Here is a 13,340-nt window from a genome sequence, read left to right as displayed (position 1 = left end):
CCTCCGCATGCAAGATGTTGAAATCAGTTTCGACCTGTCGCGGATAGATTTCCGGTCGACCTCCGATCTGCTCATGCAAAGCTATTGGGGTGCATCCAGAACCGACGAAGCCAACCGCCGCGCCTTCGACAACTCGCTCTGCGTCGGCGCCTATCTCGATGGCAAGCAGGTCGGATTCGCCCGCGCGATCACCGACTACACGGTCTTTGCCTATCTTGCCGACGTCATCGTCTGGCCGGAGCGTCGTGGGCATGGCATCGGCAAACGGCTTGTGCAGGCACTCCTAGATCATCCCGATATGAAGACGGTTTCTCATTGGAGCCTCACGACCAGCGACGCTCACAGCCTCTACCAGAAGTTCGGATTCCGGGCGGAAGGGCGCTACATGCGACTGGATCGCTCACCCGCTGCCTGAGGCCTGGCCACAACCCGCCGTTGTTGCAAATTCGTCGCAGTGCTTGGACCAGATGCCGTTTTGGCGACCGTCCGGCTTGGCGGTTGGCTGATGCCTCCCTATAAAAGCCTCTCCGCGATTCCCTTCCGGGAGGACCGTATGGCAGGATTTGACATCGTTATGCGAGGCCGCGAAGCCTAGGTCTGCTCGGGTTTTCCGAAGCTTTTTCGGAGAGCCAGGGGCAGGACGGGCATTTGCCGTTGCCGGTCGCCGCCTGAGGGCAGGCGGCCTACCCATACTGAACCTCCCGCTCTTTTGAGGCGCCGCAGGGCGCGGATGCGGGTTTTCCAATTCGATTTACCGGGGCCGGGCTCGTTTGCGCCCGGATGACATCATGGCTCGTTTCAAGATCGACCTGCGCGCGAGCGCCTTTCGCAGCGTGCTTGGTTTTACGTTCAGCCACTGGAGGCGCCAGCCGTGGCGGCTTTCGCTCATCATGGGCGCATTCCTGCTCTCGACGCTGGCAGACGTGCTGACACCCTTCTATTCCGGCCGACTGGTCGATGCTGTCGCCAGCGGCGCCGGAACCGACGCGGTCGCCTGGAATGCCGCGATGGTGGCGCTCTCGATCCTGATGGCACTGGCGCTGGCAGGCGTCGTGCTGCGCAACGCCGCCTTCCTGTGGATCGTCGAACTAACGCTGAAGATGATGTCGGACATTGCCGCCGATGCCTTCCATCGCGTGCAGCGCTTCTCGACGGACTGGCACGCCAACAGCTTTGCCGGATCGACGGTGCGCAAGATCACGCGCGGCATGTGGGCGCTGGACCTGCTCAACGACACGATCCTGATCGCGCTTCTGCCGTCGGTTGTCATGCTTGTCGGGTCGACGCTGCTGCTCGGCTGGTTCTGGCCGCTAATGGGAGCCGTGGTGGCGGCCGGATCGGTGCTGTTCATCGCCGTCACGGCGATGCTGTCGCTCGGCTATGTCGCGCCCGCCGCGCGGCTCGCCAACAGCTGGGACACGCGCCTCGGCGGCGCACTGGCGGACGCAGTGAGCTGCAATGCCGTGGTCAAGGGGTTCGGCGCGGAGGCGCGCGAGGAAGCGCGGCTGGCGCGCGTGGTCGCCAAATGGCGCCTGCGCACGGGCCGCACCTGGATGCGCGGCACCGCCAACGGCACCACGCAAGGGGCGCTGCTGCTCCTGATGCGGGCGGCGGTTATCGGTCTTGCTCTCATGCTCTGGGCCTGGGGCCAGGCGAGCGCCGGCGATGTCGCCTTCGTGCTCACCTCATTCTTCGTGCTGCAGGGCTATCTGCGCGACATCGGCACGCATATCCGCAACCTGCAGCGCTCGATCAACGACATGGAGGAACTGGTCGACTTCCAGTCCGAGCCGCTCGGCATCGAGGATCGGCCCGGCTCGCGGCCGATCCGGATCACCGATGGGCGCATCGCCTTCGACCAGGTGACGTTCCACTATGGCAACCACCTTCTGCCGCTCTACCGCGATTTCTCGGTCGATATCGCGGCGGGCGAACGCATCGGACTGGTCGGGCATTCGGGTTCGGGCAAGACGACCTTCGTCAAGCTGATCCAGCGGCTCTATGACGTGAATGCCGGGCGGATCCTGATCGACGGGCAGGACATCTCGCAGGTCGAGCAGGCTTCGCTGCGCGGCCAGATCGCCATCGTCCAGCAGGAGCCGATCCTGTTCCACCGGTCGCTTGCCGAAAATATCGCCTATGCAAGGCCCGGCGCCAGCCAGGCGGAGATCGAGCATGCGGCCAAACTCGCCAGCGCGCATGATTTCATCACCAGCCTGCCCAAGGGCTATGGAACCCTGGTTGGCGAGCGTGGCGTGAAGCTGTCCGGCGGCGAGCGCCAGCGCGTGGCGATCGCCCGCGCCTTCCTGGCCGACGCGCGCATCCTGATCCTGGACGAGGCGACATCGAGCCTCGATTCGGAATCGGAAGTGCTGATCCAGAAGGCGATGGAGCGATTGATGGTCGGGCGCACGACGCTGGTGATCGCGCACCGGCTCTCGACGGTGCGGGCGCTCGACCGGCTGCTGGTCTTCGATCGCGGGCGTATTGCCGAGGAAGGTTCGCATGACGAGCTGATCCGGCTGAACGGCGGCATCTACCGGCGGCTGTTCGAGCGTCAGGCGCTCGAATTGACCAAGGGCCTCGTCGCCTGAGGAGATGACCGCGCCCGGCCTCGGCCGGGCGCAGTCATCCGCAACGCGGCTTGTGATTGAGCTCGCTAGGGCGCTTCACCGTTTCATGGACGCGGGACGTTATGTCCGACCCCGTTGCCAACCGGCATGGGATCGTCCAGGCAATCCGCCTGCAAAGCCTGCATTTGCAACCGCTCTCCCGGGATGCGGTTAGAACGGTTCAACAGGTCGTTCAAATTACTTTATATCTATCTAATATTTATGAATTTCTATTTTAGATTTTATGTATGTTTATAGCCCGGCGCAAATGCCCTGATGTATTTACAGAAAAGAAAATCGAGCGTGGCAGAATAAGGTCTCTTCAAGACTTTTTTTACAGGAAGCCGACGGGAGGGAAATTTTCTTGGGAAGAGCGGCCGCCTTTAGCGCTTTCGTATAGGCTTCACGATGGATCCTGTTTCCGCAAAAGTGGGCCCGGGCAAGGTGGCTGGGTCGTCGGCGCCAGAATCCCATGGCTCGGTTCGGCCTTTAGCCGCCGAGGACCTCGAGCGCGTCGCCGCGCTCTTCCTGATGAAGTTTCGCCATCCTCGTCGTCAGCGCGATCGCGCGATCGCGCTGACAGCGGACTATATGAGGGGGCTTTACCTTGACGGGGATGAGAGCAAGGCTCTTGTCCAGATTGACCCGCAGGGCCGATTGGGCGGCTTCATGGGCGTTCTGAAAGCCCGCTATGAGCTCAACGGAAGAGCATTGAACGCCGCAATCATCGGTCCATTCATGACCGACTCCAGCATCGATCACGGCTGGGCCGGGCCGCAATTGCTGCGTGCCCTGCATCAAGGCGAATTCGACCTGTATCTGACCGATTCCGCCAACCGGACATCCTTGGCCTTCGCGCGTCCGATGAAGTATCAGCTCCTGCCGGTGCATTGTCTGGAATGGACCTGTGTTTTCCGGCCGGGCGCCATGGCCGCCGCCATGCTGCGCCGCAAATGGCCGGGGCTGCCTGGTCTTGCGCTCGATCCCTTCGCGGGAGCATTTGACGCGCTTGCACGAAGAAGGTTCGAGCCGCCAGCCCAGCACTCGTCAAGCCAACGGATCCGCCGGGAGCCGATCGATGCGGCGCGGTTTGCGGAGCGGTTACCCGTCCTGATGGCCGATTATTCCCTGCGTCCGAGCTGGAGGGACGGCGAGTTGACGCGGCTGCTCGCGCTGGCGGCCGAGAAGCAGGCCGACGGGCCGCTTCATTTCGGTGGGATTTACGACGAAGCCGGCAAGACACTGGGGTGCTATGCCTTCTACGGCCAGGCCGGCGCCATCGCAAACCTGTTGCAAATCCAGGCGTCCGGAACCCATTGGGGGGCAACGCTGGATGCTCTGATCGCGGCGGCGAGGGATTTGGGCTGCGTGGGCATTACCGGCCAGACCCAGAGCAGGTTCATGCCGCAACTCTTCGGCTACAAGAATGTATACTTCCACTATGCGGGGGGTACGATGGTGCGTTCACGCGTCGCCGAGGTCGCGGAAGCGGTCCGCTCCGGCGACATCTTCGTCGGCGGGTTGATGGGCGATCGTTGGACCCGGCTCAGTTCCGATGATTTCGGCCGCGTCTGACGATCTTGCGATATGACGCCATTCCGGATGGGAGGCCGCGACGAAATTAAAGCGCGTCGCGCTGAATCGGATTCAGGCGACGCGCTTTAAGTCTTTGTTTTTGATGCATGTCGCTGCCCCAGAACCGCTGCAATCCCTGTGTCGGGGAACTAGCCGCTTCACGCTTTTCCTGGAATTGCCTTTGACTCAGGCGAACTTGTGCGGCGCGGCGCAGAAGCCGGCAATGATCTGGCAAAGGTCGGGTTCGTTGACCATGCGGACGGCTTCGTTCGGGCCGACCCATTTGCGCGTGCGCGCGCGCTTCTCTTTCCAGCGATCCGCGACACGGTCGACATGCAGCGGAAAGACCAGCACCTCGCAAGGCACTTCCTCGCCTGAAGCGAGGACCTTGGCATAGAAATAGCGGCCGGCTTCGAAATGCGAGATGGTGCCGCGCAGCCCGGCCTCCTCGCCCGCTTCGCGGGCGGCGGCCTCGCAAAGCGGCTCCCTTGCCTCCGGCCAACCCTTGGGCAGCACCCAACGCCCGGTGTCGCGACTGGTGATCAGCATCACCTCGACGCCGTTCTCATTCTCGCGCCAGGGCAATGCGGCGACCTGCAGGCGACAAGGCGCGACGCCGAAGAGTCGCCGGACTCTTTCGGCCATCTGGTTGTGCGTCGTCGACCTCGTTAACATGGTAAGAAGCTGCCCCAAGCCTCCAGAATCGTTTGCCACCTTGTGAATCTTACGGCGAATTGTGAGCTTTAAAAGTAAAAAACTTCACTCCGTCTGAAAACCTCACCAGAAAAAGTGAATCTCGCAAAGTAGTCGGGCCTGTGAGCGCGGCTACACGATGCGGGTTTGAGTGAGTTCTCTGGAAGATGCGGTGGCCGTTCAGCCAGCGTGATCGTCCGCGATCGGCTTCTGGTAAGTGAAGCCCATGTCCCAGGGAAAGTATATCCAGGTGTCCTGGCTGACCTCGGTGACGAATGTATCGACCAGCGGGCGGCCCTTCGGCTTGGCATAGACGGTCGCGAAATGCGCCTTCGGCATCATGGCGCGCACAATGCCGGCGGTCTTGCCGGTATCGGTCAGGTCGTCGATGATGAGCACGCCGGCGCCGTCATCGGCAAGCAGCGGAGGCGAAATCTCCTTCAGGACCTGCAGCTGACCCTGGCTGGTGTAGTCATGATAAGAGGCGACGCACACCGTCTCGATGACGCGGATGCCGAGCTCGCGCGCAATGATGGCCGCCGGCACCAGTCCGCCGCGCGTGATGCAGACGATCGCCTTCCATTGTCCCTTGCTGGCGCCGGAAAGGCGCCAGGAAAGCGCACGGGCGTCGCGGTGGAACTGGTCCCACGAGACGGGAAAAGCTTTTTCGGGAAGGGACATGGTTCGCGCACTCCGCAAGGCGCGCCGTCGGCGCGCAGAAACACTGGAATGCAGGCGGAATTAGCCGGAAAGCGCCGGGCTTGGCAAGGGGAGGGCCGGCGAGGACTGTGGACTCTAAAGCGGGTCGCGCTGGGACGGACGGAAGCGACGCACTTTAGATCGTGACGGCGTTTTCGTTGAATCGCCGTGGCGATCTATCTTTTTGTTGGAGCATGATCTTTTTCCGAAAACCGATTCCCGCTTTAGGGATCATGCTCCAGCTTGACGCAGGTCGTGACCTCGAAAACCGCTTACGACTTCAAGACCGACGGTCACCGCGACAGGAAAGCCGCCACATTTGCCGTGCGCAGCACCGTGCGGGTGACGCCGCCGAACAGAAGCTGGCGCAGCCAGGAGTGGCTGTAGGCGCCGAGCACCAGAAGATCGGCACCGGACTCGGTTATCCGCGACTGGATAATATCGTCGACCGAGGAGCCGTCCGATTTCTGCACGCAGACGCTGACATTGGCGCCGTGACGCGACAGCGCCGCCGCGATCTCGGCGCCGGCGGCTTCCGGGGATTCATCCAGTGTCTCCGGCGGGTCGATGACGAGAATGTCGGTCTTGTCGGCCTCGACGATGAAGGGCAGGGCATCGAAAGCGGCGCGAGCCGCTTCCTTGCTGCCGTTCCAGGCAAGCAGCACGCGCCTGAAGGTGGTGACCAGTGGCCCGGCATGAGGCACGACCAGCACCGGTCGGCCGGCATCGTAGACCAGCGTGTCGACGTCGGCGCTCGGGTCGCCGCCGGTATCGCGCTGCGCTGCGATGATCAGATCGGCGGCGCGCACGCTCGATATGCCGGTCAGCGCGCTGTCGCCGGAGAAGCTTTCCAGGCTCCGCCACTCGAAGGAAAGGCCGGATTCCTCGATCCGCTTCAGGAAATAGGCCTGCAACTTGTCGGCGCGTTCCTTGTTCATCTCGGCCGAGACCTGGAGGAATTCGGTATCCGGAAAGCCGGTGGCCGATGTGTAGGGTACGGGAAGCGCCTCGGCATGGATGCCGACGAGATGGCTCTCGAACCTCTCGGCAAGCGGAAGGGCGCAATCGAGCACACGCTCGGCGTCCTGTTCGTTCTGCAAGATGGCGACGATCGTCTTGAAGCGCATGACCGGTCCCTCAATTGTTGCGCTACGCGTGCACGCGGCAAGGCAACGCCTTACCGCGTTGACTGGTTCCAGCCGAGCGCCGGTCAGCCCGCCTTGGCGAAGCCCGCCACCATCGCCTCGACATCCTTGCGCGCGGCCTCGAGCGCTTCCTGGCTGCGGGCTCGCATGACGAGTTCGGTCCAGAACTTGCCGTCGCCATATTTGGGATAGGAGCCGATGATCGTGTCGGGATGCGCCTTCTGGATCTCGGCCAGCGGCCCGCCGATCAAGCCTTCGCCGAAGGGGCAGTGCACTGTGGCCGACAGCATCTTCGTGCCGGCCTTGAGCGTCGGCACGACATTGTCGAGCATGGCCTGGAAGATCGACGGCACGCCGGCCATGACATGGACATTGCCGATGCGGAAGCCCGGCGCAACGGAGACGGGATTGTCGATATGGTCGGCGCCGCGCGGCATGCGCGCCATGCGCTTGCGCGCTTCGGTGAATTCGATACCGCGCCCGGCATAGCTCGCTTCGAGCAGGGCGTAGGCCTTGGCGTCGTATTCGCAGGGGACGCCGAAGGCCTTGGCGATCGAGTCGGCGGTGATGTCGTCATGCGTGGGGCCGATGCCACCGGTGGTGAAGACGTAGGTATAGCGCGCGCGCACGGCATTCACCGCCGCGACGATCTCGTCCTCCTCGTCGGGGACGATGCGCACTTCCTTCAGGTCGATGCCGATCGCCGTCATGATGTCGGCGAGGTGGCCGATGTTCTTGTCCTTGGTGCGGCCGGAGAGGATCTCGTCGCCGATGACGAGCATGGCGGCGGTGACGATTTCAGGCATGGCGGGCTCCGGCACAAAAGGTCGCCTGAGATAACGCGGCCGGCGGCCGGCCGCAATGCGAAACCCCGATCTGTGTCGGATGCGCGCTTGTGGCGGCGGTCGTTGCGGATATGGTGCAGTCGGTCGGGGGCCGGGGTGAAAACATGTCGATATCGATCGTCTCGTGGCTGCTTGCCGGCCTGCTTGCCGCCGTCGTCCTTGCCGTGCTCGCCTCGATGCTTGCGACCTGGCGGATCGCGGCTAGGGCCGAGGGACTGGTGCCGCCCTGTGGGAAATTCATCGAGATCGACGGCAATCGCATCCACTATGTGGAAGAGGGTGAGGGCAGGCCGATTGTCTTCGTGCATGGGCTGGGCGCCCAGCTCCACCATTTCCGTCACACGCTGTTCGGGCGCTTCGGTCCTGGTTACAGGCAGATCGCGCTCGACCGGCCGGGCTCCGGCTATTCGGTTCGGGCAAGGGGCGCGACCGGCCGATTGCCCGAACAGGCCGACATCGTGCGGCGCTTCATCGAGGAATTGCGCCTGGAGCGGCCCCTCATCGTCGGCCATTCGCTGGGTGGGGCCATCGCGCTTGCCCTGGCAACCGGGCATCCGACAGCGATTTCCGGCATTGCACTGCTCTCGCCGCTTGACGCATCTCGAAGCGAGGATACGTCAGCGGTTCGACCTGCTCTATGTTCCATCGCCGCTGCTGCGCCGCATCCTGGCCTATACGGTGGCGATGCCGCTCAGCCTTCGTTACGCGCAGCCGACGCTGAGGTTCATTTTCGCGCCGCAAGCGGTTCCCGCGGACTACATGGTCGACGGCGGCGGATGGCTCGGCTTGCGTCCATCACACTATTTCGCCACCTCCACCGATGTCGTGGCGGTGGAGCAGGACCTTGGCGAAATCGAACGGCGTTACCGGGACATAGCGTTGCCGGCAGGCATACTGTTCGGTACCGGCGATCAGGTGATCGGCGAAGCCGTTCATGGCGAGCCGATGCTGGACAAGATCGCGGGCCTCGACTTCGAACGGGTCGAAGGTCTCGGCCATATGCCGCAATTTGTAGAATCCGAACGGGTCGCGGCCTTTATACAACGTGTCGCCGCGCGAGCCTTCGCCGACGCGAAATGATTTCGGCTGGCGCCCCGCGCGTCCCCTGGGGGCATTCACGAGACGTCACATAAGTGTCGGACATTCCGTCCCACCCGGAATTTCCGATGGAACTTTAGCCCCCGCCGCAGGGTTTCGTCCGTATCGCTGTGGGGCCTTGGCCCCACGTATTTCGCGATCAAGAGAATGGAGAAATCCGATGCTTACAAGACTTATCGCAGCTTCGGCGCTGGTGCTGGCCATGGGTGGCGCGGCCATGGCGCAGTCATCAGACGACTGGTGGTGGTGGCATCGCGACCATCGTCCCGATGTGAGCGAGCAGGTGGACCCCTATACCACAGGCAGCATCAACGGCGGTTCCGGGCTGACCACCTACGGCAATACCGGCGCCATCGGGCCGTGCGCGGACACAACGCCCGGTCCGGATGCCAACTCACAGCAGAACATCAACGACCATTACTGCGGCAAATAGGATCGCCTAGTCGCCGGCGGCCGGTATGAAGCCTTGGACTTCGCCGGTCGCGGAGCGATCCCAGTGCCTAGGGCATTTCGCCGTTTCACGGAAACGGCGAACCCCTCTATCCCCTTCTTTTTTACGCAATTCCGGACGGACGCTGACCGCCCCTACTTTTCCCGGGGTTGCTTCAGTCAGATACTTCGGTCTGCGGGCGGTCGCGGCCGTCGGCCAGCTCGTCGTGCCACTTTCCTTCGGCATCCTCATACTGGATGCCGTCCGTGGTGCCGGCGACCTGTTGCTCTGCCGAGGCGATTTCGGCGGCGCGCAGCGCTTCCTGGTGCGTGCGGAAAGTCTCAGAGAATGTCGAGCCGACCTTATAGGCCCAGCCGCCATCATGCTCGACGATCTTGTAAGTCAGCTTCGCCATGGAATCCTCCGGTTAAGAACCTGCTCAATGCAGCTTTCCGTCGGGCAGTCTGTCTTCGGGAACCAGCACTTCCGATTCCCTGGCCGCCTCGACGAGGGCGCGACGCGCGTCCGCTGTCGAACGATAACCTTCCAGCGCCTTGAGGCAAGTGTCGAGAGCATCACGATGGCGCTCGCCGCGATTTAGCGGCCAAACGGTCATCAGGCACTCGGCGGCCTCGCGGGTACTGCGGATTTGGCGATATTTACCGACATGGCCGAGCTCGACCACCACCGGCTTTTCAAAGGGCTTGTTGTCCATCATGGCCGCCAACGTAAAACGGCCAAATTGGTTGCAGTTGTGGCGACGATCCTGCGCCCAAACGTCTCAGGACCTGCTGTTTCCGGTTTCGTTTGACGCAATTCCGGACGGAAAACCGCGTCGCACTTTTCCTGGAATTGCTCTAGCCTGCGGCCTTCATCCAATGCCGCATCGTCGTCACCGAACGTGCCAGTTGCGGCGCGGGATGGATTTCCTCGCCGAAGGCCGCCGCCGCGCGCCAGCCCCAGCGCGGGTCGGCGAGGAAGGCGCGCGCCAGCGCCACCATGTCGGCTCGGCCGTCGGCGACGATCGCCTCGGCCTGGCTCGGGTCGTCGATCAGCCCCACGGCACGCGTCGGAATGCCGGCGCCTTTGCGCACGGCTTCCGCCAGATGCACCTGGTAGCCGGGGCCGGGCGGCACCTGCTGCAGGGGCGAATTGCCGCCGCTGGAGCAGCAGATATAGGCGATGCCCTCCGCCTTCAGCGCCTTGGCCACCTCGATCGCGTCCTCGACCTCGAAACCGCCGTCGACCCATTCCTTCACCGAAAGGCGCGCGCCCAGCATCATGGACGGAGCGGCCTTCCTCACTGCCTTGGCGATTTCGACCGCGAAGCGCATGCGGTTTTCCAGCGACCCGCCCCAGCGGTCGGTCCGCTGGTTGGAGAGCGGCGAGAGGAACTGGAAGATCAGATAGCCATGCGCAGCGTGCAGTTCGGCAAAGTCGAAGCCGGCGCGTTCGGCGCGCACGGCCGACTGCGCAAAACGCGCGATCAGCTCAAGAATCTCACTATCCTCCAACGCGTGCGGCACATTCCAGCCCGTGTCGTAGGCGATGGCCGAGGCAGAAACCGTCTGCCACGGGTCTTCGCCAGGCTGCAGCGGACCGCCGCCTTCCCAAGGTTTGCGGTTGGAGGCCTTGCGGCCGGCATGGGCCAACTGGACGCCGAACTTCGTGCCGGGCGCAGCGACGCGCGTGGCAGCGTCGAGCGTGCGCTTGGCGGCCGCCTCGTTGTCGTCTGAATAGAGGCCGAGGCAGCCGTGCGAGATGCGTCCGCGCCGCTCGACATCGGTCATCTCGACGGTCACCATGCCGGCGCCTGACATTGCCAGATTCATCCAGTGATAGAGGTGCCAGTCGCTGGCCGAGCCGTCCTCGGCCGAGTACTGGCACATGGGGGCAACCGCGATGCGATTGGGGAAGGTGAGGCCGCCGAGGGTGATCGGCTGGAAAAGCGATGACGTCATGAAACGGCTCCTGGCGAGATATCGCTATCTAGGCAGTCGCGGCGCTTCGCGCCACACACGAGCCGGTGAAACGTCCGCTGGACCAGTCGGTTTCCAGGATTGCATAGGGGATCGTTCGCCGTTACCCCTTTGCCGCCAAATCGGAGGTCGTCATGGAAGATCGCATTCGCATCCGTTCGGAGGAGATCCTTTCGGACGACTGGGCGGTGCTGAAGAAGACGGTGCTCGACTATCGCCGCCGCGACGGGCGATGGGAGACGCAGACCCGCCAGACTTACGATCGCGGCGACGGCGCGGTGATCCTGCCCTTCGATCCGCAGCGCTCCACCGTGCTGCTCGTGCGGCAGTTCCGTTTTCCGGCCTATGCCGTGGGCCATCGCGAGCCGCTGATCGAAGCCTGCGCCGGCCTGCTCGACGAAAACGATCCCGAAACCGCCATCCGCAAGGAAGCGGAAGAGGAACTGGGCTACCATCTGAAGAATGTCGAGCGGCTGTTCGCGCCGTTCATGAGCCCGGGCAGCGTGACGGAGCGGCTCTGGTTCTTCACCGCGCGCTACTCGCCTGCCGACCGTATCTCCGACGGCGGCGGCTCACCGGAGGAAGGCGAGGACATCGAGGTCCTGGAAATGCCCTTGGACGAGGCGCTGGCCGGCATCGCCGACGGCCGCATCGTCGATGCCAAGACGATCATCCTGATCCAGCACCTGAAGCTCAACCCGATCAAGGTTTGACCCTGTCTCGGCTACGATGCTTCGGCGTTGGTGGCCCGCCACACCCGAAGCTCCTCCCTCGCCAAGGATTCGGCGGACTCATCGAAGAGCGAAGGATGGTGCGGACGACGGGAATCGAACCCGTACGATCAGAGATCGAGGGATTTTAAGTCCCTTGCGTCTACCAATTCCGCCACGTCCGCAGGCGTGCCCTTTTCAGATGCCTGATATGAGCCGTCAAGCGATGTTTCCGATCGTCCGCAGTTTGCGCGGCGATCCATCGCGCAGATTTAATATTAGTGATGTTTAAAATGCCAGGTTCCACAGACCGATCTCATTAGCCTTTGTCTGCGAGCATCAGGCCGGTTTTGATGGTGGAACCATGCGTGGAGCAGGCTGGATCAGGGGGCTCAGGGAGGCGGAGGCGCGGCAGTTGCGCTGTGAGATCGATCGGCTCGAACGAGGGCTGATCGAGGCCGGCAATTCGAAGGCCAAATGGAACCTGCACGAGGTTGCGCACACGTTGCGCTGGCAGAAGGCGCGGCTGCGGCGCCTGGAGGAGTGCCTCGCCGCGATGCCAGAGGGAAAGAGGGTTTCGGACCGATCCTGACCGGCTGGTCGTCGCAAGCATTCAGCCAAGCATGTCCGCCATCCGCCGAGGATGGCAGGGCGCTTGGAAAGTGGCGCGATCGCGGAATTACGATCTGCTAAAGAAAGGCTAGGTTCGCAAAGCGGCGGATCGGCCCGCCGAGGCCGGCGTCCACCAGGCCCCTACCCATTCCCCCGCCCCTGCTGGCGCCGGCCACCGGAATTTCGAAAAATGATGCGGGAGAGGTCTTCCGCATCGCGGCGGCGCCGCAAACCTCAGAATTTATAGCTGAAGTTCACGCCCAGCGTCTGCAGCTTCACATCCTGGTCGCGCTCGATGAAGGTGTCCGAAGCGTCGAAATGCTCCTTGCCGAAATCGTAGTAGCGGTATTGCGCGCCGACGACGACATTGTTGGTCAAGGCATAGTCGACGCCGGCGCCGAGCGTCCAGCCGGTGCTGGTGCGGGTTCGGGCAAAGCTCGTGCCCGCCGCTTGCGAGGTCTTGATGCCGGCGAAAGCGACGCCGCCGATGCCATAGATCAGCACGCGATCCATGGCGTAGCCGGCCTTGGCGTCGATCGATCCGAACCATTTGATATCGGAGCCGAACGTGTCCCCGGGGCCGGCGGTGCCATCGATCGAGGCGTAATTGAGATCGGCTTCGGCGCCGATCACGGCTTGGTCGAACTGCCAGAGCCCCGCGACATGGCCGCCTACGAAACCGCCGTCGATGTCCGGCTTCACAGAACCGCCGTCGATGGTGATGTCGGACCGGCCCCAGCCATAACCGGCCTGCATGCCCGCATAATAGCCGGTCCAGTCGAAGCCGGGCGCGGTCATCGGCAGATCGCTACCCAAATCCGCCGCCCAGGCAGACCCGGACAACAGGACAAGAAGACCGGCACTGGCGAGCGTCAGTCGATGCATCGGGCGCTCCGAAATGGCGGTTTCGAAAAACTCCTGAGCGTAAACTAGCCCCATTCA

The 13,340-nt window shown here is 63.1% G+C and carries 15 protein-coding genes, 1 tRNA gene and 1 pseudogene; 8 read left to right on the top strand and 9 right to left on the bottom strand.

Going from position 1 to position 13,340, the window contains the following annotated elements:
- Positions 1 to 7: 7 nt before the first annotated feature.
- The 3 genes from FJW06_RS08750 (at position 8) to FJW06_RS08740 (ending at position 4,187) form a co-directional block, all read left to right on the top strand.
- On the top strand, positions 8 to 415 hold the full coding sequence (locus tag FJW06_RS08750) for a GNAT family N-acetyltransferase (protein WP_140750599.1): 408 nt from the start codon (positions 8 to 10) through the stop codon (positions 413 to 415).
- Positions 416 to 788: 373 nt separating this feature from the next.
- Positions 789 to 2,594 (top strand): ABC transporter ATP-binding protein, encoded by a 1,806-nt coding sequence (locus tag FJW06_RS08745; protein ID WP_140750598.1) that lies wholly within the window; start codon positions 789 to 791, stop codon positions 2,592 to 2,594.
- A gap of 426 nt (positions 2,595 to 3,020) precedes the next feature.
- Positions 3,021 to 4,187 carry a hypothetical protein gene (locus tag FJW06_RS08740; protein ID WP_181178185.1) on the top strand — a complete coding sequence of 389 codons (1,167 nt, stop codon included), beginning with the start codon at positions 3,021 to 3,023 and terminating at the stop codon, positions 4,185 to 4,187.
- Positions 4,188 to 4,373: 186 nt separating this feature from the next.
- Here FJW06_RS08740 and FJW06_RS08735 read toward each other — a convergent pair whose 3' ends face one another.
- From FJW06_RS08735 to FJW06_RS08720, 4 genes are all read right to left on the bottom strand, one after another.
- The gene (locus FJW06_RS08735) at positions 4,374 to 4,862 is read right to left on the bottom strand and encodes an NUDIX hydrolase (protein ID WP_140750597.1); all 489 of its coding nucleotides are present in this window, start codon (positions 4,860 to 4,862) and stop codon (positions 4,374 to 4,376) included.
- A gap of 198 nt (positions 4,863 to 5,060) precedes the next feature.
- Positions 5,061 to 5,561, bottom strand: coding sequence for a xanthine phosphoribosyltransferase (gpt, locus tag FJW06_RS08730; RefSeq protein ID WP_127226028.1), 501 nt, complete (start codon positions 5,559 to 5,561; stop codon positions 5,061 to 5,063).
- 311 nt (positions 5,562 to 5,872) lie between these two features.
- Positions 5,873 to 6,706 (bottom strand): universal stress protein, encoded by an 834-nt coding sequence (locus tag FJW06_RS08725; protein WP_140750596.1) that lies wholly within the window; start codon positions 6,704 to 6,706, stop codon positions 5,873 to 5,875.
- A gap of 83 nt (positions 6,707 to 6,789) precedes the next feature.
- Positions 6,790 to 7,530 carry a competence/damage-inducible protein A gene (locus FJW06_RS08720; RefSeq protein ID WP_140750595.1) on the bottom strand — a complete coding sequence of 247 codons (741 nt, stop codon included), beginning with the start codon at positions 7,528 to 7,530 and terminating at the stop codon, positions 6,790 to 6,792.
- Between the two features lie 110 nt (positions 7,531 to 7,640).
- On the opposite strand from FJW06_RS08720, the pseudogene FJW06_RS30470 reads away from it, so the two are divergent.
- The 3 genes and pseudogenes from FJW06_RS30470 to FJW06_RS08710 form a co-directional block, all read left to right on the top strand.
- Positions 7,641 to 8,123: pseudogene (locus tag FJW06_RS30470) on the top strand (alpha/beta fold hydrolase); the annotation flags it as partial.
- Positions 8,124 to 8,160: 37 nt separating this feature from the next.
- Entirely contained in the window at positions 8,161 to 8,649 is a 489-nt protein-coding gene (locus tag FJW06_RS30465) for a hypothetical protein (protein WP_246674564.1), read from the top strand.
- A gap of 178 nt (positions 8,650 to 8,827) precedes the next feature.
- Positions 8,828 to 9,100 (top strand): hypothetical protein, encoded by a 273-nt coding sequence (locus FJW06_RS08710; protein WP_140750593.1) that lies wholly within the window; start codon positions 8,828 to 8,830, stop codon positions 9,098 to 9,100.
- 172 nt (positions 9,101 to 9,272) lie between these two features.
- Here FJW06_RS08710 and FJW06_RS08705 read toward each other — a convergent pair whose 3' ends face one another.
- The 3 genes from FJW06_RS08705 to FJW06_RS08695 all read right to left on the bottom strand — a co-directional run bounded on the left by FJW06_RS08705 (position 9,273) and on the right by FJW06_RS08695 (position 11,058).
- Positions 9,273 to 9,512 carry a DUF2188 domain-containing protein gene (locus FJW06_RS08705; RefSeq protein WP_140750592.1) on the bottom strand — a complete coding sequence of 80 codons (240 nt, stop codon included), beginning with the start codon at positions 9,510 to 9,512 and terminating at the stop codon, positions 9,273 to 9,275.
- Between the two features lie 24 nt (positions 9,513 to 9,536).
- Positions 9,537 to 9,815, bottom strand: a complete 279-nt coding sequence (locus FJW06_RS08700) for a DUF982 domain-containing protein (RefSeq protein WP_140750664.1) — start codon at positions 9,813 to 9,815, stop codon at positions 9,537 to 9,539.
- A gap of 139 nt (positions 9,816 to 9,954) precedes the next feature.
- The gene (locus tag FJW06_RS08695) at positions 9,955 to 11,058 is read right to left on the bottom strand and encodes an NADH:flavin oxidoreductase/NADH oxidase (RefSeq protein ID WP_140750590.1); all 1,104 of its coding nucleotides are present in this window, start codon (positions 11,056 to 11,058) and stop codon (positions 9,955 to 9,957) included.
- 152 nt (positions 11,059 to 11,210) lie between these two features.
- Here FJW06_RS08695 and FJW06_RS08690 point away from each other — a divergent pair, with 152 nt between their 5' ends.
- On the top strand, positions 11,211 to 11,789 hold the full coding sequence (locus tag FJW06_RS08690) for an NUDIX domain-containing protein (RefSeq protein WP_140750588.1): 579 nt from the start codon (positions 11,211 to 11,213) through the stop codon (positions 11,787 to 11,789).
- A 96-nt stretch (positions 11,790 to 11,885) separates the two neighbouring features.
- Here the strand turns inward: FJW06_RS08690 and FJW06_RS08685 are convergent.
- A tRNA-Leu gene (locus tag FJW06_RS08685) sits at positions 11,886 to 11,971 on the bottom strand.
- A gap of 179 nt (positions 11,972 to 12,150) precedes the next feature.
- Here FJW06_RS08685 and FJW06_RS08680 point away from each other — a divergent pair.
- Entirely contained in the window at positions 12,151 to 12,378 is a 228-nt protein-coding gene (locus FJW06_RS08680) for a hypothetical protein (RefSeq protein WP_140750587.1), read from the top strand.
- A 254-nt stretch (positions 12,379 to 12,632) separates the two neighbouring features.
- Here the strand turns inward: FJW06_RS08680 and FJW06_RS08675 are convergent, their stop codons facing one another.
- Positions 12,633 to 13,283 carry an outer membrane protein gene (locus tag FJW06_RS08675; protein WP_140750585.1) on the bottom strand — a complete coding sequence of 217 codons (651 nt, stop codon included), beginning with the start codon at positions 13,281 to 13,283 and terminating at the stop codon, positions 12,633 to 12,635.
- Positions 13,284 to 13,340: the final 57 nt, after the last annotated feature.

This window comes from Mesorhizobium sp. B4-1-3, assembly GCF_006439355.1.
In the GTDB taxonomy this organism is placed as follows: Bacteria; Pseudomonadota; Alphaproteobacteria; order Rhizobiales; family Rhizobiaceae; genus Mesorhizobium.
The sequence above is the reverse complement of the archived record's forward strand: the minus strand, read 5'-3'. Positions and strand labels throughout refer to the sequence as shown.

Excerpts from the sequence above, each read along its gene's own strand:
- FJW06_RS08750 (WP_140750599.1), top strand. The coding sequence starts at position 8 with ATGCAAGATGTTGAAATCAGTTTCGACCTGTCGCGGATAGATTTCCGG.
- FJW06_RS08745 (WP_140750598.1), top strand. The coding sequence starts at position 789 with ATGGCTCGTTTCAAGATCGACCTGCGCGCGAGCGCCTTTCGCAGCGTG.
- FJW06_RS08740 (WP_181178185.1), top strand. The coding sequence starts at position 3,021 with ATGGATCCTGTTTCCGCAAAAGTGGGCCCGGGCAAGGTGGCTGGGTCG.
- FJW06_RS08735 (WP_140750597.1), bottom strand. The coding sequence starts at position 4,862 with ATGTTAACGAGGTCGACGACGCACAACCAGATGGCCGAAAGAGTCCGG.
- gpt (WP_127226028.1), bottom strand. The coding sequence starts at position 5,561 with ATGTCCCTTCCCGAAAAAGCTTTTCCCGTCTCGTGGGACCAGTTCCAC.
- FJW06_RS08725 (WP_140750596.1), bottom strand. The coding sequence starts at position 6,706 with ATGCGCTTCAAGACGATCGTCGCCATCTTGCAGAACGAACAGGACGCC.
- FJW06_RS08720 (WP_140750595.1), bottom strand. The coding sequence starts at position 7,530 with ATGCCTGAAATCGTCACCGCCGCCATGCTCGTCATCGGCGACGAGATC.
- FJW06_RS08710 (WP_140750593.1), top strand. The coding sequence starts at position 8,828 with ATGCTTACAAGACTTATCGCAGCTTCGGCGCTGGTGCTGGCCATGGGT.
- FJW06_RS08705 (WP_140750592.1), bottom strand. The coding sequence starts at position 9,512 with ATGGCGAAGCTGACTTACAAGATCGTCGAGCATGATGGCGGCTGGGCC.
- FJW06_RS08700 (WP_140750664.1), bottom strand. The coding sequence starts at position 9,815 with ATGATGGACAACAAGCCCTTTGAAAAGCCGGTGGTGGTCGAGCTCGGC.
- FJW06_RS08695 (WP_140750590.1), bottom strand. The coding sequence starts at position 11,058 with ATGACGTCATCGCTTTTCCAGCCGATCACCCTCGGCGGCCTCACCTTC.
- FJW06_RS08690 (WP_140750588.1), top strand. The coding sequence starts at position 11,211 with ATGGAAGATCGCATTCGCATCCGTTCGGAGGAGATCCTTTCGGACGAC.
- FJW06_RS08680 (WP_140750587.1), top strand. The coding sequence starts at position 12,151 with ATGCGTGGAGCAGGCTGGATCAGGGGGCTCAGGGAGGCGGAGGCGCGG.
- FJW06_RS08675 (WP_140750585.1), bottom strand. The coding sequence starts at position 13,283 with ATGCATCGACTGACGCTCGCCAGTGCCGGTCTTCTTGTCCTGTTGTCC.